The organism is Allohoeflea poritis, from assembly GCF_027889715.1.
Lineage (GTDB): Bacteria > Pseudomonadota > Alphaproteobacteria > Rhizobiales > Rhizobiaceae > Hoeflea_A > Hoeflea_A poritis.
Genome location: NZ_JAPJZH010000005.1, coordinates 30,611 through 53,403 on the forward strand (window position 1 = coordinate 30,611; position 22,793 = coordinate 53,403).

19 protein-coding genes are annotated in these 22,793 nt (G+C 62.6%); 15 read left to right on the plus strand and 4 right to left on the minus strand.

Features of this window, described 5'->3' with window-relative positions:
- The first annotated feature begins 17 nt into the window (after positions 1-17).
- From sucC to lpdA, 6 genes are all read left to right on the plus strand, one after another.
- Entirely contained in the window at positions 18-1,214 is a 1,197-nt protein-coding gene (gene sucC / locus OOZ53_RS09490) for an ADP-forming succinate--CoA ligase subunit beta (protein ID WP_271089239.1), read from the plus strand.
- A gap of 3 nt (positions 1,215-1,217) precedes the next feature.
- Positions 1,218-2,129, plus strand: coding sequence for a succinate--CoA ligase subunit alpha (gene sucD / locus OOZ53_RS09495; RefSeq protein WP_271089240.1), 912 nt, complete (start codon positions 1,218-1,220; stop codon positions 2,127-2,129).
- A gap of 273 nt (positions 2,130-2,402) precedes the next feature.
- The gene (locus OOZ53_RS09500; RefSeq protein ID WP_271089241.1) at positions 2,403-5,384 is read left to right on the plus strand and encodes a 2-oxoglutarate dehydrogenase E1 component; all 2,982 of its coding nucleotides are present in this window, start codon (positions 2,403-2,405) and stop codon (positions 5,382-5,384) included.
- Positions 5,385-5,434: 50 nt separating this feature from the next.
- Entirely contained in the window at positions 5,435-6,664 is a 1,230-nt protein-coding gene (odhB, locus tag OOZ53_RS09505; RefSeq protein WP_271089242.1) for a 2-oxoglutarate dehydrogenase complex dihydrolipoyllysine-residue succinyltransferase, read from the plus strand.
- 6 nt (positions 6,665-6,670) lie between these two features.
- Entirely contained in the window at positions 6,671-7,174 is a 504-nt protein-coding gene (locus OOZ53_RS09510) for a hypothetical protein (RefSeq protein ID WP_271089243.1), read from the plus strand.
- 31 nt (positions 7,175-7,205) lie between these two features.
- On the plus strand, positions 7,206-8,618 hold the full coding sequence (gene lpdA, locus OOZ53_RS09515) for a dihydrolipoyl dehydrogenase (protein WP_271089244.1): 1,413 nt from the start codon (positions 7,206-7,208) through the stop codon (positions 8,616-8,618).
- Between the two features lie 25 nt (positions 8,619-8,643).
- Here lpdA and OOZ53_RS09520 read toward each other — a convergent pair whose 3' ends face one another.
- From OOZ53_RS09520 to OOZ53_RS09530, 3 genes are all read right to left on the minus strand, one after another.
- Positions 8,644-9,726 (minus strand): TraB/GumN family protein, encoded by a 1,083-nt coding sequence (locus tag OOZ53_RS09520; protein ID WP_271089245.1) that lies wholly within the window; start codon positions 9,724-9,726, stop codon positions 8,644-8,646.
- A gap of 172 nt (positions 9,727-9,898) precedes the next feature.
- Positions 9,899-10,696 carry a nitroreductase family protein gene (locus OOZ53_RS09525; protein WP_271089246.1) on the minus strand — a complete coding sequence of 266 codons (798 nt, stop codon included), beginning with the start codon at positions 10,694-10,696 and terminating at the stop codon, positions 9,899-9,901.
- A 111-nt stretch (positions 10,697-10,807) separates the two neighbouring features.
- Complete coding sequence (locus OOZ53_RS09530) at positions 10,808-11,749, minus strand: tyrosine recombinase XerC (protein WP_271089247.1); 942 nt, start codon at positions 11,747-11,749, stop codon at positions 10,808-10,810.
- A gap of 239 nt (positions 11,750-11,988) precedes the next feature.
- On the opposite strand from OOZ53_RS09530, the gene OOZ53_RS09535 reads away from it, so the two are divergent.
- From OOZ53_RS09535 to OOZ53_RS09555, 5 genes are all read left to right on the plus strand, one after another.
- Positions 11,989-12,897: a GNAT family N-acetyltransferase gene (locus tag OOZ53_RS09535; protein WP_271089249.1), complete on the plus strand. Its 909-nt coding sequence runs from the start codon at positions 11,989-11,991 to the stop codon at positions 12,895-12,897.
- A gap of 500 nt (positions 12,898-13,397) precedes the next feature.
- Positions 13,398-13,712 carry a hypothetical protein gene (locus tag OOZ53_RS09540; RefSeq protein WP_271089250.1) on the plus strand — a complete coding sequence of 105 codons (315 nt, stop codon included), beginning with the start codon at positions 13,398-13,400 and terminating at the stop codon, positions 13,710-13,712.
- The gene (locus tag OOZ53_RS09545) at positions 13,709-15,361 is read left to right on the plus strand and encodes a methyl-accepting chemotaxis protein (RefSeq protein WP_271089251.1); all 1,653 of its coding nucleotides are present in this window, start codon (positions 13,709-13,711) and stop codon (positions 15,359-15,361) included. Before OOZ53_RS09540 ends, OOZ53_RS09545 begins: the two co-directional genes overlap by 4 nt.
- A gap of 53 nt (positions 15,362-15,414) precedes the next feature.
- Positions 15,415-16,551 (plus strand): AAA family ATPase, encoded by a 1,137-nt coding sequence (locus OOZ53_RS09550; protein ID WP_271089252.1) that lies wholly within the window; start codon positions 15,415-15,417, stop codon positions 16,549-16,551.
- An 80-nt stretch (positions 16,552-16,631) separates the two neighbouring features.
- Entirely contained in the window at positions 16,632-17,039 is a 408-nt protein-coding gene (locus tag OOZ53_RS09555) for a universal stress protein (RefSeq protein WP_271089253.1), read from the plus strand.
- 9 nt (positions 17,040-17,048) lie between these two features.
- On the opposite strand, the gene OOZ53_RS09560 is transcribed toward OOZ53_RS09555, so the two are convergent.
- Positions 17,049-17,954 carry a LysR family transcriptional regulator gene (locus OOZ53_RS09560; RefSeq protein ID WP_271089254.1) on the minus strand — a complete coding sequence of 302 codons (906 nt, stop codon included), beginning with the start codon at positions 17,952-17,954 and terminating at the stop codon, positions 17,049-17,051.
- A 95-nt stretch (positions 17,955-18,049) separates the two neighbouring features.
- Between OOZ53_RS09560 and OOZ53_RS09565 the strand changes: the two genes are divergently transcribed.
- The 4 genes from OOZ53_RS09565 to OOZ53_RS09580 are packed head-to-tail and all read left to right on the plus strand — an operon-like array spanning position 18,050 to position 22,783.
- Positions 18,050-19,501 carry an aldehyde dehydrogenase family protein gene (locus OOZ53_RS09565; protein WP_271089255.1) on the plus strand — a complete coding sequence of 484 codons (1,452 nt, stop codon included), beginning with the start codon at positions 18,050-18,052 and terminating at the stop codon, positions 19,499-19,501.
- Positions 19,501-20,478, plus strand: a complete 978-nt coding sequence (locus tag OOZ53_RS09570; RefSeq protein WP_271089256.1) for a membrane dipeptidase — start codon at positions 19,501-19,503, stop codon at positions 20,476-20,478. Before OOZ53_RS09565 ends, OOZ53_RS09570 begins: the two co-directional genes overlap by 1 nt.
- Entirely contained in the window at positions 20,478-22,154 is a 1,677-nt protein-coding gene (locus OOZ53_RS09575) for a hypothetical protein (protein ID WP_271089257.1), read from the plus strand. Before OOZ53_RS09570 ends, OOZ53_RS09575 begins: the two co-directional genes overlap by 1 nt.
- A complete protein-coding gene (locus OOZ53_RS09580; RefSeq protein ID WP_271089258.1) occupies positions 22,151-22,783 on the plus strand; it encodes a DUF3726 domain-containing protein in 633 nt (210 codons plus the stop codon). Before OOZ53_RS09575 ends, OOZ53_RS09580 begins: the two co-directional genes overlap by 4 nt.
- Positions 22,784-22,793 lie beyond the last annotated feature (10 nt).

Below are 22,793 nucleotides of genomic sequence, written 5' to 3' on the forward strand. Positions count from 1 at the left end.
ACACGGGATTTCCATCCATGAATATTCATGAATACCAGGCCAAGGCCCTGTTGAAGAGCTTTGGTGCACCGGTCGCCGAGGGCGTGCCGATCTTCTCCGCCGACGAGGCCGCAGGCGCCGCGGCCAAACTCCCCGGACCGCTTTACGTGGTCAAGAGCCAGATCCATGCCGGCGGTCGCGGCAAGGGCAAGTTCAAGGAATTGCCGGCCGAAGCCAAGGGCGGCGTGCGGCTTGCCAGTTCGGTCGACGAGGTCGTCTCGCACGCCTCGGAGATGCTCGGCAACACGCTGGTCACCAAGCAGACCGGCGAGCACGGCAAGCAGGTGAACCGGCTCTACATCGAGGATGGCGCGGATATCGACCGCGAACTCTATCTTTCCATTCTCGTTGACCGCACCGTCGGCCGGCCGGCCTTCGTCGTCTCGACGGAAGGCGGTATGGATATCGAGGCGGTCGCCGAGGAAACGCCCGAGAAGATCCTGACCCTGCCGATCGACCCGGACACGGGTGTGACCGATGCCGATGCCGCGCAGTTGTGCGATGCGCTGAAGCTCGAAGGCGAGGCGCGCAGCGACGGCATGACGCTGTTTCCGATCCTCTACAAGGCCTTCGTCGAAAAGGACATGAGCCTGCTCGAGGTCAATCCGCTGATCGTCATGGAGAACGGCCGGTTGCGCGTGCTCGACGCCAAGGTCTCCTTCGACGGCAATGCGCTGTTCAGGCAGGACGACGTCGTGGCCCTGCGCGATACGACCGAGGAAGACGAGAAGGAAATCGAGGCCTCCAAGTTCGATCTCGCCTATGTGGCGCTCGACGGCAATATCGGCTGCATGGTCAACGGGGCCGGCCTTGCCATGGCGACGATGGACATCATCAAGCTCTACGGCGCGGAGCCGGCGAACTTTCTCGATGTCGGCGGCGGCGCGTCCAAGGAAAAGGTCACCGCCGCGTTCAAGATCATCACCGCCGACCCGGCTGTCGAAGGTATCCTGGTCAACATCTTCGGCGGCATCATGCGCTGCGACACGATCGCCGAGGGCGTTGTCGCTGCGGTCAAGGAAGTCGGCCTGAAGGTTCCCCTGGTGGTGCGCCTGGAAGGCACGAATGTGGAGAAGGGCAAACGGATCATCAATGAAAGCGGCCTCAACGTTATTGCCGCGGACGATCTGGATGACGCCGCACAGAAAATCGTCAAAGCGGTGAAAGGGGCCTGATCCATGTCGATTCTCGTCAATAAAGACACCAGGGTCCTTGTCCAGGGCCTCACCGGCAAGACCGGCACCTTCCATACCGAGCAGGCGCTGGCCTATTACGGCACCAAGATGGTCGGCGGCATCCACCCCAAGAAGGGCGGGCAGGTCTGGACCGGCAATGTCGGCGACGGCACGGCCGATCTTCCGATCTTCGCTTCCGTCGCGGAGGGCAAGGAACGGACCGGCGCCGACGCGTCGGTCGTCTATGTTCCGCCGGCGGGCGCCGGGGCGGCGATCATCGAGGCGATCGATGCGGAGATACCGCTGATCGTCTGCATCACCGAAGGCATTCCCGTCTCCGACATGGTGAAGGTCAAGCGGCGGCTGGAGAAATCCTCGTCGCGGCTGCTCGGCCCGAACTGTCCGGGCGTGCTGACGCCGGAAGAATGCAAGATCGGCATCATGCCGGGCAATATCTTCAAGAAGGGGTCCGTCGGCGTCGTGTCCCGGTCGGGCACGCTGACCTATGAGGCGGTGTTCCAGACCACCAATGAGGGCCTCGGGCAGACGACGGCCGTCGGCATCGGCGGCGATCCGGTCAAGGGCACCGAGTTCATCGATGTGCTCGAGATGTTCCTGGCCGATGACGAGACCAAGTCGATCATCATGATCGGGGAGATCGGCGGCTCGGCCGAAGAAGACGCCGCCCAGTTCCTCGCCGATGAGGCGAAGAAAGGCCGGTCCAAGCCGACCGTCGGCTTCATCGCCGGCCGCACGGCACCGCCCGGACGCACCATGGGCCATGCCGGCGCGGTGATTTCCGGCGGCAAGGGCGGCGCGGAGGACAAGATTGCAGCGATGGAGGAGGCGGGCATCCGCGTGTCTCCGTCGCCGGCGCAGCTCGGCAAGACACTGGTCGAATTGCTGAAAGGCTGAGAGATGCGGGGCGGCACCCAGGTGCCGCCCTTGCCGTCGGGCACACGCAAATGTGTCCGACCAGGAGGGCGCCGCAACAGGCGCAATTCCGGCGTTACAGAACCGCAGGAGCGGCGAGCGCCGGCGAATATGCGAGACAGGGCTACAAAGAGAACGGCCCGCACCGCATATTTGGTCTTTGGGTGGAAACGTGCCGTACCCGTGAGGGGTACACAATGCTGAGCGGCAGCGCCGCAACGTACCAAGGAGGCGGGGACTTCCCGCAAAGGGCAGATGGCAAGACAGGAAGCCAACGAAACCTTCCAGGCAACTTCATTTCTATATGGCAGCAACGCATCCTATATCGAGGAACTTTACGCACGCTATGAGGACGATCCGTCATCGGTTCCGCCCGAGTGGCAGAGCTTCTTCTCGGCCCTGAAGGATGATGCCGACGATGTGCGCAAGGCCGCACAGGGCGCGTCGTGGAAGCGTGACAACTGGCCGGTCGCCGCAAATGGCGAGTTGATCTCGGCCCTTGACGGCGACTGGGGCGCGGTCGAGGACCATTTCAAGACCCGGATAAAGGACGAATCCGCAAACGGCGCCGCCGTCCTGTCGGATGATGAGGTACAGCAGGCGACGCGCGATTCCGTGCGCGCCATCATGATGATCCGCGCCTACCGCATGCGCGGCCATCTGCACGCCAAGCTCGATCCGCTCGGCATCGCCGAGGAGAAGGAAGACTATAACGAGCTTTCTCCGGAAAATTACGGCTTCACGGAAGCCGATTTCGACCGGCGCATCTTCCTCGACAATGTGCTTGGCCTGAAATACGCGACCATCAATGAGATGCTCGACATCCTCAAGCGCACCTATTGCTCGACGATCGGCGTGGAGTTCATGCACATCTCCAATCCGGAAGAAAAGGCTTGGATCCAGAAGCGCATCGAGGGTCCGGACAAGGGCGTCGAGTTCACGCCGCGCGGCAAGACCGCGATCCTGCAGAAACTGATCGAGGCGGAAGGCTTCGAGCAGTTCATCGACGTCAAATACAAGGGTACGAAGCGTTTCGGCCTGGATGGCGGCGAGGCGCTTATCCCGGCGCTCGAGCAGATCATCAAGCGCGGCGGGCAGATGGGCCTGAAGGAAATCGTCCTCGGCATGGCGCATCGCGGCCGGCTGAACGTGCTTTCACAGGTGATGGGCAAGTCCCACCGCGCCATTTTCAACGAATTCAAGGGCGGCTCTTTCACACCCGACGATGTCGAGGGCTCCGGCGACGTCAAATATCATCTGGGCACCTCCTCCGACCGCGAGTTCGACGGCAATTCCGTGCACCTGTCGCTGACGGCGAACCCGTCGCATCTTGAAATCGTCAATCCGGTGGTCATGGGCAAGGCCCGCGCCAAGCAGGACCTGCTGGCCGGTCACCCTCGCGGCGAAGTCGTACCGCTGGCCGAGCGGGTCAAGGTGCTGCCGCTGCTGCTGCATGGCGACGCGGCCTTTGCGGGGCAGGGTGTCGTTGCCGAATGTCTCGGCCTGTCGGGACTGCGCGGTCACCGGGTCGCCGGTACGATCCACGTGATCATCAACAACCAGATCGGCTTTACCACCAATCCGCGTTTCTCGCGTTCCTCGCCCTATCCCTCGGACGTTGCCAAGATGATCGAAGCGCCGATCTTCCACGTCAATGGCGACGATCCCGAAGCGGTCGTCTATGCCGCGAAGGTGGCGACCGAGTTCCGCATGACCTTCCACAAGCCTGTGGTGCTTGACATTTTCTGCTATCGCCGCTTCGGTCACAATGAGGGCGATGAGCCGGCATTTACCCAGCCGATCATGTACAAGAAGATCCGCTCACACGAGACAACCCTGCAGATCTACGGTCAGAAGCTCGTCAGCGAGGGCCTGCTCGGCCAGGGCGATGTCGAGAAGATGAAGGCCGACTGGCGCGCCTTCCTGGAGCAGGAGTTCGAGGCCGGCAATTCCTACAAGCCGAACAAGGCCGACTGGCTGGACGGCGTTTGGTCGGGCATGCGCGTCGCGGACAATCAGGACGAACAGCGCCGCGGCAAGACGGCCCTGACGGTCAAGAACCTGAAAGACATGGGCCGCAAACTCTCCACCGTTCCGGATGGATTTGCCGTTCACCGGACGATCCAGCGGTTCATGGACCACCGTTCCAAGATGATCGATACCGGCGACGGGATCGACTGGGCGACCGGGGAGGCGCTGGCCTTCGGATCGCTGCTCCTGGAAGGGCATGCCGTGCGCCTGTCTGGGCAGGACTGCGAGCGCGGAACCTTCTCGCAGCGCCATTCGGTGCTCTACAGCCAGGCAGACGAGGAGCGCTATATTCCGCTGAACAATCTCGGCAAGGGCCAGGCGCTTTACGAGGTCATCAACTCGATGCTGTCCGAAGAGGCGGTGCTCGGGTTCGAATATGGCTATTCGCTGGCCGAACCCAACGCGCTCACCCTTTGGGAAGCGCAGTTCGGGGATTTCGCCAATGGCGCGCAGGTCGTCTTCGACCAGTTCATCTCCTCGGGCGAGCGCAAATGGCTGCGCATGTCGGGCCTCGTGTGCCTGCTTCCCCACGGCTATGAGGGCCAGGGACCGGAGCACTCCTCGGCCCGCCTGGAGCGCTTTCTGCAACTGTGCGCGGAAGACAATATGCAGGTGGCGAACTGCACGACACCGGCAAACTATTTCCATGTCCTGCGCCGGCAAATGAAGCGCAACTTCAGGAAGCCGCTGATCCTGATGACGCCGAAATCGCTGCTGCGCCACAAACGCGCGATTTCGCAGCTGTCGGAAATGGCCGGTGACAGCTCCTTCCACCGTCTGTTGTGGGATGATGCCGAAGTGCGCAAGGATCAGGCCATCAAGCTGCAGAAGGACAACAAGATCCGCCGCGTCGTCATGTGCAGCGGCAAGGTCTACTACGATCTTTACGAAGAGCGTGAGCAGCGCGGCATCGACGATGTCTACCTGCTGCGTCTCGAGCAGCTTTATCCGTTCCCGGCCAAGGCGCTGATCCACGAATTGTCGCGCTTCCGCGATGCGGAGATGGTCTGGTGCCAGGAGGAGCCGAAGAACATGGGCGCCTGGGCCTTTATCGACCCGTATCTGGAGTGGGTGCTCGCACATATCGACGCCAAGTACCAGCGTGTGCGTTACACGGGCCGGCCGGCCGCCGCCTCGCCGGCGACGGGTCTCCTGTCAAAGCACAAGGCGCAGTTGGAGGCCTTCCTCGAAGATGCGCTCGGCTGACGACCGCTTTTGCTAATCTGTCCTGAACTGACAAACGGAAACTGAATAAAATGGCCACAGAAATACGCGTTCCCACTCTCGGAGAATCCGTAACCGAGGCGACCATCGGAACCTGGTTCAAGAAAGTGGGCGACGCGATCGCCACCGATGAGCCGCTGGTCGAACTGGAAACCGACAAGGTGACGATCGAAGTGCCGGCCCCCGCTGCCGGAACGCTTTCCGAGATCGTCGCCAATGAGGGCGATACGGTCGAGGTCGACGCGCTGCTCGGCCAGATCGCCGAGGGCGCGGCCGCCGCCGCGCCAGCGGCCACGGAGGCGCCGGTTGAAAGCAAACCCGCCGAAGCGAACGCCGATACCGCCGCGCCTGCCGCCGCGCAGCCCGGTTCCGACATGCCACCGGCGCCATCGGCCGCAAAGATGATGGCGGAGAACAATGTTTCAGCCGACCAGGTTGCCGGCAGCGGCAAGCGCGGCCAGGTGCTGAAAGGCGATGTGATCGACGCTCTTGCCAAGGGCATCGCAGAGCCCGCCCCGGCAGCGCCGGCAGCCGCCCGGGCGCCGTCGAGCAGCGAGGATGAGGCGCGCGAGGAGCGGGTCAAGATGACCCGGCTGCGTCAGACGATCGCCCGCCGTCTGAAAGATGCGCAGAACACGGCGGCCATGCTGACCACCTATAACGAGGTCGACATGACCGCGGTGATGGAGCTGCGCAAGAAGTACAAGGAGCTGTTCGAGAAGAAACACGGTGTCAAGCTCGGTTTCATGGGCTTCTTCACCAAGGCCGTCTGCCATGCGCTGAAGGAGATCCCGGCGGTCAATGCGGAAATCGACGGCACCGACATCATCTACAAGAATTTCTGCCATGTCGGCGTTGCGGTCGGCACGGACAAGGGGCTTGTGGTTCCGGTCGTCCGCGATGCCGACCGGCGTTCCATCGCCGGCATCGAACAGGAAATCGGCCGGCTCGGGCTTGCCGCCCGCAATGGCGAGCTCAACATGGCCGACATGCAGGGCGGCACCTTCACCATCTCCAATGGCGGGGTCTACGGCTCGCTGATGTCGTCGCCGATCCTCAACGCCCCGCAATCGGGTATTCTGGGTATGCACAAGATCCAGGAACGGCCGGTGGCGCTCGGCGGTCAGGTGGTTATCCGGCCGATGATGTATCTGGCGCTCTCCTACGACCACCGCATCGTCGACGGCAAGGAGGCGGTGACGTTCCTCGTGCGGGTCAAGGAAAGCCTGGAAGATCCGGAACGGCTTGTCCTGGATCTATAAGGAAGCATGAACGTTCCGTTCCTCCATCCGATGGTCCTTGCGGCGGCCGTTATGGCCGCGGCGCCGGGCTGGACGGAAGGGACAAGCGGACGCAACTGCCCGCAGGCGCTCGCCGGATACGGGACGACGGACCGGCGCGTTCTGCTCGAGTTCGCCGGATCTGCGGATCTGAGCTTCAGCGTAATTCTCGAGGGCAGGGACGGACGTTTTGACGGGTTCGTTTTTCCTTCCGAGGAGGAAGGCGGCATGGCCGGCGTCATTCTGGACGACTGTCCCGACGGCGATGTCACGGGTGCGGAACTCGAAGCATGCACGGTCTGGCAGGGCCCGGTCCGAACGGTCGATGCAAATGGCAATGCCGGCAACCTGCCGGCGTCCAATGGGACGGCTGCGGGTTATTTGCAACTTGAAGGCCTTGCCGCTGCGCTTGATGAACGGGCGCCCGACCTGACGGACGGGCTGCCGGCCAAGGAAATCGATAGACTAACGCTGCTGGCCTGCCTCGAATAGGCGGCCGAACGAGGATGAAAAGGAAATTCTGATGGCTGAACCCTACGACGTCATCGTGATCGGGACCGGACCGGGCGGCTATGTGTGCGCGATCAAGGCGGCGCAGCTCGGATTGAAGACCGCCGTGGTCGAAAAGCGCGAGACGCTGGGCGGAACCTGCCTGAATATCGGCTGCATCCCGTCCAAGGCGCTGCTTCATGCCTCGGAGATGTTCTCGGAGGCCGAGCACGCCTTTCCGGATCTCGGCATCGATACCGGAAAGCCGAAGCTGAACCTGGAAAAGATGATGGCGCACAAGGATGCGACGGTGAAGTCGAATGTCGACGGCATCGCCTTCCTGATGAAGAAGAACAAGATTGACGTCCATACCGGGACCGGCACGATTGTCGGCAAGGGCAAGGTCTCCGTGACCGACGGCAAGGGCGACAGCGTCGAACTCGACACCAGGAACATCGTCATCGCCACCGGTTCCGATGTTGCCGGCATTCCCGGCGTGAATGTGAAGTTCGACGAGAAGGTCGTCGTATCCTCCACGGGCGCCCTTGAGCTTCCGAAAGTGCCGAAACACATGGTCGTCGTCGGCGGCGGTGTTATCGGGCTCGAGCTCGGTTCGGTCTGGGCGCGGCTCGGCGCCGAGGTCACGGTGGTCGAATTCCTCGACAAGATCCTCGGTCCGATGGATGGCGAGGTTTCCAAGCAGTTCCAGCGCATGCTCGGCAAGCAGGGGCTGACCTTCAAGCTTGGCTGCAAGGTGACCGATGTTGCTGCGACCAGCCGGTCCGCCAAGGTGACGTTCGAGCCGGTGAAGGGCGGAGACGCCGAGACCCTCAGCGCCGATGTCGTGCTGGTGGCAACAGGCCGCAAGCCCTATACGGAAGGCCTTGGCCTTGAAAAGGCAGGCGTGATCGTCGACGACGCCGGCCGCGTTCACATCGACGATCATTTCCGCACGAACATTTCCGGTATCTACGCAATCGGCGACGTTGTCGTCGGGCCGATGCTGGCCCACAAGGCCGAGGATGAAGGCGTTGCCGTTGCCGAGATCATCGCGGGGCAGGCGGGTCACGTGAATTACGGCGTCATTCCGGGCGTTGTCTACACGCAGCCCGAGGTCGCCTCGGTCGGCAAGACGGAAGACGAACTGAAGGCGGAAGGCGCCGACTACAAGGTCGGCAAGTTCCCCTTCTCGGCCAATGGCCGCGCCCGCGCCATGCTGCAGTCGGACGGCTTCGTCAAGGTGCTGTCAGACAAGGCGAATGACCGGGTACTCGGCGTGCATATCGTCGGCTTCGGTGCCGGCGAGATGATCCACGAGGCGGCGGTCCTGATGGAATTCGGCGGCAGCGCCGAGGATCTCGGCCGCACGTGCCATGCGCATCCGACCATGTCCGAGGCGGTCAAGGAGGCGGCGCTTGCCGCCTATGACAAGCCCATCCACATGTAGGGGCAACATGTAGGGGCAGCCCGGTTTACCGCACAGCCGTGACGGTGTAGCCGCGGTCACGCAACAGCGCGACGAGGCCTTCCTCGCCTGGCAGGTGCAGTGCGCCGACGGCGACGAAGGCGTTGCCTTCATCAAGGATCGGCAGCACGCGCTCGGCCATGGTGTGGTTGCGTTTCAGGACGAGGTTCTTCTCGAACTCGGCATAGGCGCCGGTGTCGGCGGTGTCTGTCTCGATCGTCGTTGCTTCGACAAGCGGCATGATCATGCCGACCTGGCCGTCGAGATAAAGCTCCGTCATCGTTGCCGTCACGTCCTCCAGCAGATCGCCCAGCGTCGCCGTGTCGACCAGAAGCCGGGCCTGAACGTCGAGCGGCAACCCGGACAGCACGGATAGCTGCTCCTTCAGCGTTTCGAGGCCCTTGAGGCTTTTTCCCTGCTCCAGCGCATCATCCGCCAGCTTCTTGTCGAGGAAGGAGATGCCCTTGCCGCGCCGCACCAGTTCGCATTCGGGAACCGAAATCAGGCTAAAGACCATCCATGGCTGCATTCTGGAAACGAAGGTGATCGGAACGCCGCGCTGTTTGAGCACGGTCTCCACCTCGGCCAGATCGGCCTCCTCCAGAAGGCTCTGAAGCGTTTCGCCCGCACCTAGCATGGTCAGGCTCGGATCCGTCATCAGCGAGGCCATGGCACCCTCGAGATTCGTGATCTCGGACGATTCCACAACAATGGTCTGCGCGCCGTCGAAGGCGGACCGGGCGGCGTCGGACATCTCCAGCACACGCGGGTCGGTGGCATGCATGGTTCCGTAAAGCCAGGACGGCTCGGCTCCGGCGTGCTCGATGCGCCAAAGCAGGCTGTCGCCATTGGGCGTCGCCGCCGCCTTTTGACGGATTTCAGCCAACCGATCAGGGTTGTCGCGCGCCATGATTTCCACGAGGTTCTCGCCGCGGCATGCGACGTCCTGCGCGTTTGCGCGCTGTGTGGCCAGCAGCAGCGCGGCGACAAAGGACAATAGGAAGATCAGATGCAGCACGACCGCCGCGGCAAGACCCCAGTTGATGCGGACCGCCTGAATGCGCTCAAGTGGCGGCGAAATGAATGTCATGACTGTTTCCGTGTGACGAAAAGTTCGCGCTTAGAATAGCCGCGCAGTGCGTGCCAAACGGTTAACGGCGCCTTGCGCCAAAGCCGATCGACCGCGCTGGTTAACGAAACCTTGTTGTCCAGTGCGTTTCCGCCGACGGCGCAGGCAAAGGGATATGCGCTAGACGACCGGTCTAATCGATCTTTGACGCGTCCTTGTACATGACCCGGTGCCGGCGGTTGCGGATCCAGTCGTCCAGTTCCTCGTCGGTCATGAAATGGCCGGCCTCGAAACGGTCGCGATTGGTGATCTCCTCCAGCGGCTTGCGCCAGCGCTTGTAGGGTTTCTGCGCCGGCGGGCCGAACAGGAAGATGTCGAGCACCGACAGCTCGTCGGGTATGCCGAGCAGCGGCTTCATCGCCTTCTGGGCATTTTCCTGGCCGATTGCCGTTACCCACCAGACATTGTAGCCAAGCGCCGCCGCCGCCAGATGGGCCGACATGGTCGCCGCCGCGACGGACTGCAGCAGGATGCGTTCGGCGTTCTCCTTGTACATGCGGTCGAGATCGCTGCCGTCATTGAGAACCGGAAAAGCGTTGACCCAGCGCATATCGGAGCAGACCACGACGAAACCCGGTGCCGTCGCGAGGCCGCGATAGTCCGGTGTCGGAAACTTCATTTTCGCCTTGGCCCGAAAGCGCTGCTCGGTCACGAAATAGTCGGTGATCGCGTTCTTGACGGCCTGATCGCGCACGATGACGAAATGCCATGGTTGCGCGTTGGCGCCGGACGGTCCGTGGCGGGCGGCCTCGAGGATCAGATCGTAATGCTCGTCGGGAACGGCGAATTCAGCATCGAATTTGCGCACGGTCACGCGGTTGCGCACCACCTGCATCAATGCGTCGTAACGATCGCGCGCGCCGATCTGCGGCAGGTCGACCTCCGCCTCGGCTTGCTCAAGATCGACTGCGGGGGCGGTATTTTCTGACATGGCTCTTTCTCCATTGGCGCTGCCGCGGCGCGAATCCGGAAGCGTGATCCCGCCAGGGGTTTCCTGAAGGAGCGGTCAGTATATGGCCTTGGCCGGGAGTGAGAAAGCCGCTCACACCCGCGGATGGGCCTTCTGGTAGGCTTCCAGGAGGCGTGCCGTGTCCACACCGGTATAGATCTGCGTGGTCGAGAGGCTGGCGTGGCCGAGCAACTCCTGGATCGAGCGCAAATCGCCGCCACCGGCCAGCAGATGGGTTGCGAAGGAATGGCGCAGCGCGTGCGGTGTCGCCGTGTCCGGAAGGCCGAGCGCAGACCGCAGCCGGCGCATTTCCTTCTGGATTATCGCGGGCTGCAACGTGCCGCCGCGCACGCCCCGAAACAGCGGCTCACCTGCTTCAAGGTGCCAGGGACACAGATCGCGATAGTGGTGGACGGCCGCCGAAGCCACGGGGATGAGCGGCACCATGCGCATCTTGCCGCCCTTGCCGGCGATGTGCAGCGCTGCCGGATTTCCGGCGAAATCCTGTGGACAAAGCGCCAGCGCTTCGGAGATACGCAGGCCACAGCCATAAAGCAGGGACAAGACGGCGGCGTTTCTTGCTGCGACCCAGGGTTCTTCGGCCAGTTGCTCGCCACTGCGCGTGACGGCGACCGCTTGCCTGTCCGTCAGCGGTTTCGGCAATGATTTCGGTTGTTTAGGCGCCCGCATGGCGTGGATTCCGGCGGCGTTCGCGAGCCCGCGTTTCTCCAGGAAACGCAAAAGGGAGCGGATTCCGGCCAGGCTGCGCCCAAGCGTGCGCGCACCGGCGCCGTCGCGGCGGCGGTGGGCAAGGAAGGCGCGCAGATCCGCAGGCCGCAGATTGTCGATGTCCGACAGGCCGGGCGCGCCGGCCAGATGACCGGTCAGGAAGGTCAGGAACTGGCGGACATCGCGCAGATAGGCGTCAAGCGTGTGCGGCGACAGGCGCCGCTCCTGCCTGAGATTTCCCGCCCAGGCTTGCAGCTGGTTGGCCAGATCCGGCCGCGCTGCGATCAAAAATCCCTCTTCCGCCATAATCAGCCGTGAACCGTTTTCCGGGCGTTTGCGGCTTTGCGTAGCCGCCGACGCCAAATCGCCGCTTGAAGGAACCGGCCAAAAGCATTACGTGACCAGCAGTTGATTGCGGTAGCATTGTCGCGCACCTCGGTTATGCTACTGTTAACTCGACTGAGCAATGGAGGTGGGGCGGCCCGTGTCATTGTGAGTACACATTTGACTGCAATAGAGGCACTACACCGTCGCGGGGATTGTTTATGGCCCAAAAGCGCTTCCAGCTGATGAATCTCGATGATCTGGCTGATCGGATTGCGCTCGTTTCCTACGGGCAGCCCGGGCATGTCGTCGATGAGCTGATCGCCGAGCGTGGGCAGAAAATCGTCAAGAATCCGCTTTGGCCCGTCATGCGTCCGCTGCTGCACTCGGTGCTGCATTACCGCCAGGCGATCGCCTTTGCCGACGCGATTGCCAATCTTCCAGGCTACGATGCCATGGAATATGCCAGCAATCTGCTGAATCTCGAGCTCAAGGTGCGCAACGGGAATCGTATCCCCGAAAGCGGCGGTTTCGTGCTTGTCTGCAATCACCCGACCGGCATAGCCGACGGTGTCGCCGTGTTCGACCTGCTCAAAGGCCGGCGGCCGGACATGATGATCTTCGCCAACAGGGATGCGCTGCGTGTCAATCCGCGCTACGCGGAAGTCATCATCCCGGTCGAATGGCGCGAGGAACACAAGAGCAATCTGAAGGCGCGCGAGACATTGCGGCTGACCAACAGAGCCGTCGAAGAGGGCAAGGCGACAGTGCTCTTCCCGTCCGGGCGCATCGCCTACTGGGCCAACGGAAAGCTCAATGAACGCCCGTGGAAGCAGTCGGCGGTCGGCCTGGCGCGGCGCTACAATTTGCCGGTCCTGCCGGTTCACATGTCGGCCCGCAACTCGGGCCTGTTCTACTGGCTGTCGAAATATTCGACGGAACTGCGCGACATGACCGTTTTCCACGAGGTGCTCAACAAGAAGCGCAAGACGTTCGAGTTCAATATCGGGCACCTGATCCAGCCGGAGCGCCTTGAGGGCGATGTTGCCGCCATCACCCGGTCGCTCGAACATCATTGCGTTTGCGAGCTTGCCGACGATCCGGACCGCGAATTCGTCAATAACGGCTGATAACCGCTAGGCTGTGGTGACCCTTTAACCTTTGTGCCGGTTTGTCCAGATTTGTTCAGGATCGGTTTATGAGGAGGAAGGACATGCTGTTGCATATTCGACGACGAATGGGCCGATCGTGGGCAAATCCGGGAAAATCCCTACGGGACGAGGCACATTTCGCCCCTGGACGTCGTTGCGCAATGCTTGAAGTGGCGCACACTGCGGCGCATTTCGCGCCTTGCCAGGAACGAAATGTGCCACGCCGGCGCATAGGTTAAAGGGTCACCACAGCCTAATTCTTTTCAACTGCAATTCATGGCAATGGGCTGTTTACCATGCCGAAAGCATTGCGCGCTAAAGTGGTGCCCGGCGCTAGCGGCGCAGAGCGGCAACGTATTTGAAAGACCGCCTCTTCGCGTTTCTTGAGGCATGAAGCCGCCGCCAAACTGGCTCATCCGGAGCGATGCGTGTAGCCAAGGTCCGTCGCAATCTGCGAGGCCTCATGCGGTGGTGTGGGATTGTCCGTCACAAGAAAAGGCTGGATCGTCATTGCGGCCAATGCGTCGCTCGTGGCCGTGGTCCTGCTGCTGGCATTTGCCGTGCCGCGCAGCCCCTATCTGATCGTGGTCGCTCCTCCATGGCATGCTGACCGCCCGGCCCTGCACATCATCGCCGACGCCGGCGGAACGATTGTCGAAAACGGCCGTTACGACTGGATCGCCATCGCCCACTCGGAACAATCGGAATTTGCATCCCGGCTCATGAAGCGCGGTGCGCTTTTGGTCATGGACCACGCGCTGGCGGCCGGATGCCTCAGGAGGACTACTCAATGAATGCACTCGAAGCGCTCCGTTCCAGGGTCTCCATCGGGGTCATGGCCCTGTTGTGGATCAATCTCGCTCTGCTCGCGGCGCGGGCCGCGTTCGGGACCGAAGCCTCGTTGCCGGTGCTGCTTGGCGGCGGCTTCGCCATTACGGCTGCGGCGACGGTGACCTGGTATTTCGACCGTACCGGACCCGTGACGCGCATTGTCACTTCGATCGCCCAGTTCGCGCTCGTCTCGCTGCTTGTCTACGGCTTTACCGGCTCGCCCCTGCAGATCGACATGCACATGTATTTCTTCGCCTCGCTGGCAGTCTGCGCGGCATGGATCGACTGGCGCGCCATCATCGCCTTCGCGGGCGCGACAGCCTTGCACCATCTCATCCTTTTCTTCGCGCTTCCGCTGGCCGTGTTCCCCGGTGAATCCGAACTTGCGCGGGTGGCGCTGCATGCCGTCGTCCTCGTCCTGCAGGCCGGTGTCCTTCTCATCATGTCCTGGTCGGTCGAGCGGTCGTTGATCGCGGCCGAGTCGGCAACGAACGAAGCGCAGTCCGCGCAGGAAGCGCTGGCGGCCGAATCCGCCAAGGCGGAAGAGCTGCACCAGCAATCGGACGAGGAGCGCGCACAGCGCGATGCGGAAAAGGAACAGGCCGAGCAGGAACTGCATACCGCCATCGAGCATATCGCCGCGGGGCTCGGCCGGCTCGCGAATCGCGACTTCTCCACCGGCATCGATACGGCGTTTTCCGGCGATCTCGATCAGGTGCGGACGGATTTCAACCGTGCCGTCGGGCAGCTTCAGTCTGCGCTGCGCGACATCAATGTCAGCGCCGGAAATATCAATGCCGGTTCGGCGGAAATCCGCAATGCGACCGACGATCTGTCGCGCCGCACGGAGCAGCAGGCCGCCTCGCTGGAGGAAACGGCCGCCGCGCTCGGCGAGATCACCACGACCGTGCAGAGCGCAGTCGAGCGCGCGGACGAGGCGCGCAAGATGGTATCCGAAGCGAAGGTCGATGCCGATGAATCGGGAGAAGTCGTCGAGAAGGTGATCAAGGCGATGGACGAGATGGAGGAATCCTCCAAAAAGATCGGCCAGATCATCGGAGTGATCGAGGACATCGCGTTCCAGACCAACCTGCTGGCGCTCAACGCCGGCGTCGAGGCGGCGCGGGCGGGCGAAGCCGGCAAGGGATTTGCCGTCGTCGCCCAGGAGGTGCGGGAACTCGCGCAGCGCGCCTCCAATGCGGCCAAGGAGATCACCACGCTGATCGAAGCCAGCGACGGCCATGTCACGTCGAGCGTCGAACTCGTCAACAGGACGGGAACGGTGCTCAATTCGATCGCGGGCAAGGTCGTGGATATCGACCGCCACATCGATGCCATCGCGAGTTCCTCGCGCGAGCAGTCCGCAGGTTTGCAGCAAATCAATGTTGCCGTGAGCCAGATGGACCAGTTTACCCAGCAGAACGCGGCTATGGTTGAAGAGACCACCGCCTCGACGCACAGCCTTGCCGCCGAACTCGAGGGTCTTTCCGGCCAGATTGCCCGCTTCGAACTGGGCAGCGCCGTCTTGTGCGGTGAGGACGAGCAGGATGGGGCCGAACAGGTGGACGCGCTCGACGAGGATCAGGCCTATCGGCAGGAGACCGCTGCCTGATTTTCCATAATCGGGTGGTTCAGTCCGAGTTAAAAGCGGTCTAGTTTCGGCGCATGTATTTGCGCTCCATGTCCGCCGAGAACTACCGGTCCCTGCGTTCGATCCGCATGGATCTGGGATCGGTGAATCTCTTTGTCGGCGCCAATGGCGTCGGCAAATCCAATCTTTACCGGGCCCTGCAGCTTATCAAGGCGGCTGCCGAGGGGCGTCTGTCGCACCTGATCGCCGAAGAGGGCGGTATCTACTCAGCCTTCTGGAGCGGCGGTACACGCAAGCACGAGAAGGCACGCATCAAGCTTTCGGCGGAGATTGTCGATGAAGCGACCGGCATCGTCTACCGATACAGTATCGAAACGGGCTTCAAACAGGCGGAGCCGTCGGCGGGTTTTTTCCACGAGGCACAGATCAAGGCCGAGGAACTGACGGTCGATACGGGCCGCCGGCCGGTCGTTACCATGCGGCGCGAGGGCGCCCATGTCTCGGCGCGCGGCGAAAGCGGCCGGATGGAAGACTATCCGGAGCAGGCCCTGACCTCGGAGACGGCGCTGTTCATGCTCGGCGATGCGGGCCGCTATCCCGAGATCAGTACCTTGCGGCACATTATCGGCCAGTGGCGGTTCTATCACGGCTTCCGCTCCGATGCCGGCTCGCCCCTGCGCCAGCCATGTCTGGCCATCACCGCGCCGATGCTGGAAGAGGACGGCGCCAACATCGCCGCCGTCTTCGCGACCATCGCGCATACGCGCCAGGACACGATCGATCTCGACCGGTCGGTCTACGACGCTTTTTCCGGCGCGGCGCTGTCGGTTCCGGTGCCGGAGGAATATGCCAGTTTCGGTCTCGTGTTCCCGGATTTTCCGGAACGTATTTTCCAGCCGCGCGAACTGTCCGACGGGCAGATCCGTTTCCTGGCGCTGGCGGCGGCGCTGATGTCCTACCGGCGCCCGCCCTTCATCGCGCTCAATGAGCCGGAGGCGAGCCTGCATCCGGACATGCTGCCGGCGCTCGCCGGCATGATCGCCAGTGCTTCGGCAGACAGCCAGGTCTGGGTCGTGACACACTCGCAGATATTGGCGGATGCGATCTCGGAGCGCTGCGGCGTGCGGCCGAAAACCGTGATCCGCCGCGACGGCGCCACGTGGATCGAAGGCATGTCGCTGACCGGGCGGATGGACGACGAGGAGGATTGAGCCAGGTCAATGCGGCGCGGGGCCTTTTGTGGCAGAACAATCCGGCGGGTGCGCATTGCCCGCCTGTTGGAGACAGTGCCATGTACAAAAACATTCTTGTGCCCATTCTTCTCGATGACGAGCACGATACGCAGGCATCCTATCTTGCCGCGCGCACGCTGGCTGATGCGGATGCCAAATTCACCGTGCTGCACGTGATGGAAGCCATTCCGAGCTTCGTTGCAACGCAATTGCCCAAGGATGCTCTGGACAACTCGCACGACCAGGCCGAGAAGGCCCTGAAACAGTCCGCGGCTGCCCTCGAAGGCGCCTCGACACACCTGGCGGTCGGCCATGCCGGACGTTTCATTGTCGACTATGCCGGGGAAAACCGTGTCGACTGCATCATCATCGCCTCGCACAGGCCCGGCATCGAGGATTATTTCCTCGGCTCGACCGCGGCGCGGGTGGTCCGTCACGCCCAGTGCGCGGTGCACGTCATCCGCTAAAGCGGCTGATCAATCGGGCATCGCGCCCGGGACCGTGATCACCTTGTCGAATTCGAAGCGCCGGACGATGCCGCGCAGGTCGTCGATCAGGTGCCGCTGCCTTGAACGTTCCCGCGCCAAAAGTGTCACGGACCGGCGTGCCGTCAGTTCCCTGATGCCTCGAAAGGCCAGCTGATCGGTCATGATCCGAACCACGGCCTCCGGCAGGATGGTGACCCATTTGCCGCTGCGCACCATGCTGATCAGCGAGAGGGTGTTGTGCACCGTTACGTTGGCCGCCGAGAGCTCGGCGCGGACTTCCTGCGATTGGATCAGGTTGCACAGATTGTTGTTGACGAAACCGGATGCGACGACGTCCGCGACGGTCGGCGGGTCCCCGGTCAGCGCCAGCGGATGGTCGGGTGCGCAAAGCAGGCCGAATGTATCGTCAAACAGCACTTCCTGACGGATGCCGCTCAGCGCGTGATGCCCGGAGGCCACGCCAAGATCGACCTGCCCTCTGAGCAGTGCGTCGATGACACGTTCGGTATCGGCGTCCCGCAGCTCGACCTTTACACCCGGGTGGAGCCGGACCAGCTCCTCGATCGCAGAGGGAAAGACCAGGCAGGCCACCGATGGCACCGATGCGATGCGCAGCAGGCCGAGCGGTGCTGCGGCGGTGGTCTCGATGGCGTCGACCGTTTCATCGAAGCGCCGCAACTGCTGACGGGCGAGTTGGAATATCTCCTCGCCCATCGGCGTCAATTGGCTCTTTCGTTCGCCTTCGAACAGGCGCTGGCCGAGATGCTCCTCGAGCTGCTTGAGGGTCATGGACAGCGCCGATTGCGTGCGGCCGAGCCGAATGGCCGCATCCGCCAGGTTGCCCGTCTGCGCAACGGTGCTGAAGCAGCGTAACATCTCTATTTTGATTGCCATATTTCAGGAATTCTGAAGTTTGTTTAATTTATTTTAGTTTGACTGATATCGCCCAAATTGTCCACGATGCGGAATGGCGAATGTGGGGCAGCGGCATGTCTGAGCTGGGACTTAATCTTATTGCCGGGGAATGGATGGCCGGTGAGGGCGCGGTGGAGAACCGCAACCCGTCGGATGTGTCCGACCTTGTGGGCATGTTCGCCCAGGCCAGCGGCGATCAGCTTTCGACGACGCTGGATCGGGCGCGCGCGGCACAGGCCGAATGGGCGGCTTACGGCCTGGAACGCAAGCAGGCCGTGCTGATGGCGATCGGCAACGAGCTGATCGCGCGGGCGAAGGAACTCGGCACGCTTTTGAGCCGTGAGGAGGGCAAGCCGCTGGCAGAGGGCCAGGGCGAGATCGCGCGCGCCGGTCAGTTCTTCACCTATTATGCCGCCGAATGCCTGCGCCAGATCGGCGAAAACGCCGATAGCGTTCGCCCCGGCATCGAAATCGATGTCCGCCGCGAACCGGTGGGGGTGGTGGCCGTCATATCTCCGTGGAACTTTCCCACCGCCACCGCCTCATGGAAGATCGCACCGGCGCTCTGCTACGGCAATGCCGTGGTCTGGAAGCCGGCCAATGTCACGCCCGCCTCGGCCGTCGCGCTCGCTGAAATCATCGCCAGGCAGGATATCCCCAAGGGGCTCTTTTCACTGGTCATGGGATCGGGTCGCAGCATCGGGCAGCGACTGGTCGAAAGCCCTCTCGTCAACGCGATTTCCTTCACCGGCTCGGTGCCCGTCGGCAAGGGGATCGCCACGGCAGCGATCGCCAATCTCACCAAGGTCCAGATGGAGATGGGCTCGAAAAACGCCCTGGCCGTCATGGATGACGCCGATCTGGACATTGCCGTCGCCGTCGCACTTGGCGGCGCCTTTGGCGGAACCGGGCAAAAATGCACCGCATCCTCGCGCCTGATCGTGCACGAAAAGGTGCATGATGCCTTCGTCGACCGGCTGGTGGCCGCCGCAAAGGAACTCAAAGTCGGGCACGCGCTTGCGGAGGGAACGCAGATGGGCCCGGTGGTCAGCGAAGAACAGCTCGGCGAAAACCTCGCCTATGTGGATCTCGGCCTGTTCGAACGCGCCGAGCTTGCCTGCGGCGGTGTCCGGCTCGACAGGCCGCATGACGGCTTCTACATGTCGCCCGGCGTGTTCGTAAACACGACCAACGATATGCGGATCAATCGCGAGGAAATGTTCGCGCCGCTCACCTCGGTCATCAGGGTCGGCGGATATGAGGAGGCCCTGGCCACCGTCAACGACACCAATTTCGGCCTCACGTCAGGCATCGTGACGCGCGACCTCGCCCGCGCGACGCACTTCCGGCGCAATGTCCGCACCGGCGTGGTGACCGTCAACCTGCCGACAGCCGGGACCGATTATCACGTACCGTTCGGCGGGCGCGGCGACAGCTCCTACGGGCCGCGCGAACAGGGACGAGCGGCCGCCGAATTCTACACGACGGTCAAGACCGCCTATATCAGTGCCGGGGAGCCCGTCTGATGCGGATCGACGGCCTGCAATATGCCAACTGGTCGCCAAAGATCTTCCGGCAGATGCACGAAGGCGGCGTCGATGCCGTGCATGTGACAATCGCCTACCATGAGAACTTCCGGGAAACGGTGGCCAATTTCGAACGCTGGAACCGCTGGTTCGAGCAATATCCCGATCTGATCATGAAGGGCCGCCGGGCGAGCGACATCGACACGGCGCGCGAAACCGGACGGACGGCCATATTCTTCGGGTTCCAGAATCCCAGCCCGATCGAGGACGATATAGGCTTGGTGGAAATCGTTCATACGCTGGGCGCCCGGTTCATGCAGCTCACCTACAACAACCAGTCGCTGCTGGCGACGGGATGCTACGAGGCGCAGGACACCGGCATTACCCGCATGGGACGCCAGGTCATCCGCGAGATGAACCGCGTCGGACTGGTTGTCGACATGAGCCATTCGGCCGACCGATCGACAATCGAGGCAGCGGAGATTTCAACCCGCCCGATCGCCATCACGCATGCCAATCCGCACAGATGGGCGCCCGCGCTGCGCAACAAGAAGGACGATGTCATTCGGGCCGTGGTCTCGAATGGGGGCATGTTCGGGTTTTCGGTCTACCCGCACCATCTGAAAGACAAATCGGTCTGCACGCTGGAGAGTTTTTGCACGATGATTGCCCGGACCGCGGAGACGTTCGGTGTCCGCAATTTCGGGATCGGGTCGGATCTTTGCCAGGACCAGCCGGACAGCGTTGTCGAATGGATGCGTGTCGGGCGCTGGACGAAGGAAATCGACTATGGCGAGGGTTCGGCCGACAACCCCGGATTTCCGGATATGCCGGACTGGTTTCAAGACAATCGCGATTTCGGCAATATCGCGGACGGTCTGCGCGCGGTCGGGATGAACGCCGACGAAGTCGCCGGGATCATGGGCCAAAACTGGTATCGCTTCTTTGCCGAGAACTTCACGGCGGAGACGCGCTAGTGTCCGGCGCCAAGACAGCCCGCCGCGATCCGGCCATCGTCATGCGGCTCTCCCGCCTGGGTTCGCTGCACCAGTGCCGGCTGAGCTTCATGCGTGTCCTCACACGCCGCATGGCGCGGGACCGCTGGCGGTTCGAGCGACGGCAGTTCGATATTGACAATGCCGGTGTCGGCACGGCGGTCTATACGGCGCATGGTCCGGAGCGCAGTTATTCGCTCGTCGCCTTTGCCCATGACCTGCCGGACGCGTTGCGCTCGGACCGGGTTATCGCGGAAGCGTGGGACGCGACCTTCGCCCTTTATGACGGCGTGCCGGACGAAGCTGACATCAAACGCCTTTCGCAGAATGTGCCGCTGCAGGAAGCCGGGCGCGTCAGCGAACGCGAACTGACGCTGTCGCGCGCCAACCGGTCCGTGCGGCTGTGGAAGCACGTAGTCGAGGCGCTTGCTGAGGGGCGCCAGCCCGATTCCGACCAGATCGACGCCGTGGGCTACCTGATGCGCACAACGGCCGTATACGGTTCCGGGAAATTCGGTGCGGCCGACCGTGAGACAATCGCCGACCGGCCCGAGATGCACGGGCCGTTTCAGGTCGAGATGCTGAGCGTCTACCTGATCCGGACCTTTGTGCGGGACCTTGTCGAACACATGGCGCGGGCCAGAGGCGGCGGCAATGCCGTCGCACTTGATCCATCGATCGCCAGGCGGCTCGGCATCGGCAATTCCACCGGCCTCGGCATGGCGCCTTATATCGTCAATCACCCGGTCCTCTTCGGCAACTGGATCATGGCGCGCGAGGAGGCGATTGCCCGGGTGTGCTCGCTCGCGGAAGCGAACGATGGGGAGGTCGAACTGTTTCGGGACGTCCTGAGGCGAGCCGAAATATCGGTCGAGCGCTGGCGATCGGAGCATCCGATCCAGATCGAAAAACTGGCGCTGCTGCGCGCAGATCTCGACGCCATCCGGGACCGCATGGTATCCGGCCTGCATGGCGATCATCCCTGGCGTCGGCTGATCGACTGGGCCGGCAAAGCCCTGAACGAAGAAGGCCAGGAATTGCTAACGTCCCTGATCCTGGAGCCCTATGGCGATCTTGTCGACGGCCTGGCGGATTGCATGGCCGACACCAGAACCGACACGTTCCGCATCGACGGTTCGATGCCGGTCGCAAAGGTGCGCGATCTGATCGCATCCAGTTTCGGCTGGGCGCTCGATGCAAACTGGCAGGAAAGACAGAATTGTGCCCGCGTGTGGTACGTTTCGGAGGAAAAGCTGGAGCCCCGCCTTGGCGAGCGTCACGAGGAGCCGCTTGCCGCCTATGAACAGCCGCTGGCACCCGCGCGCGATGCCGCCCTGGCTTATGAGGCGCTGGCGCAATGGGACGAAAATATACCGGTAGCCCGATTCCTTTTGAAACATCCCGAACACCGTCACACCGTGCGTCGGGCACAGATGAGCCGGTTCGCGCCCTATGGAGAGATCCGTGACAACACGATCGGCGCACAGGTTCTGCCGATCGACATGCTGAGGGCCAAGCTGTCCTTTTTCGGTGCGACCCATTTCGATCCAAGGTCGGATCGCTGGGTGCGGATCTGCATGTATGCCGGCGCGCCTTTTCCCGAGGAGTTGAACGAGAAGAATTCGGATCTCTGGGTCTATCCGGAGGCCGGATCATGACCCTTTCGATGAACGAGGTAGAGGCGACGGCCAAAAGAGCGGCGCGCGGCGCAGGCTATTCCTGGGGGCTGGCCGAAGAAGCCGGCAAGGCGACACGCTGGCTTTGCGAACGGGATGTCGACGGGTGTGCGGCCCTGGCGGTTCTGCTGCAGGCGTTTGATTGTGCGCGGGAAGCCGATTGGTCGCCGCTTGCCGAAGGTTCGCATTGGCAGGCGCCGGGCGGCAATCTTTGCCCATTGCTTGCCGGAGCGGCCCTTTCGGACCATGCGCGTGATTTGCAAGTGGGTGCTCTCGTGTTTGGCGCGACTTTAGCGCCGGTCCTGCTTCTGCCCTTTGCCGCATCCTGTGCGGCGCAATCGCAGGGGATTGTTTCCGTTGGGTTGCCCAATGCACGGGCGGTGACCGACGGCGACGCGCTCGCTATCGACGGCGTGTTTCCGGAACGCGCCGAAAACATGGAAATCCATATGGGCGGAGAGATCGCGGCGCCTGCGGCCCGGCGCAGCCGCGCCGCGCCCGGCTCCGACATGTTGCAGATCCTTGACCGTTTTGCGCGCCGGACCTTTGCGCCCGCGACGGAACAGTCACGGCTTTCGGGCGCCGGCGCCGGTCTATCGGACAATGATTGAGAGGAATTCC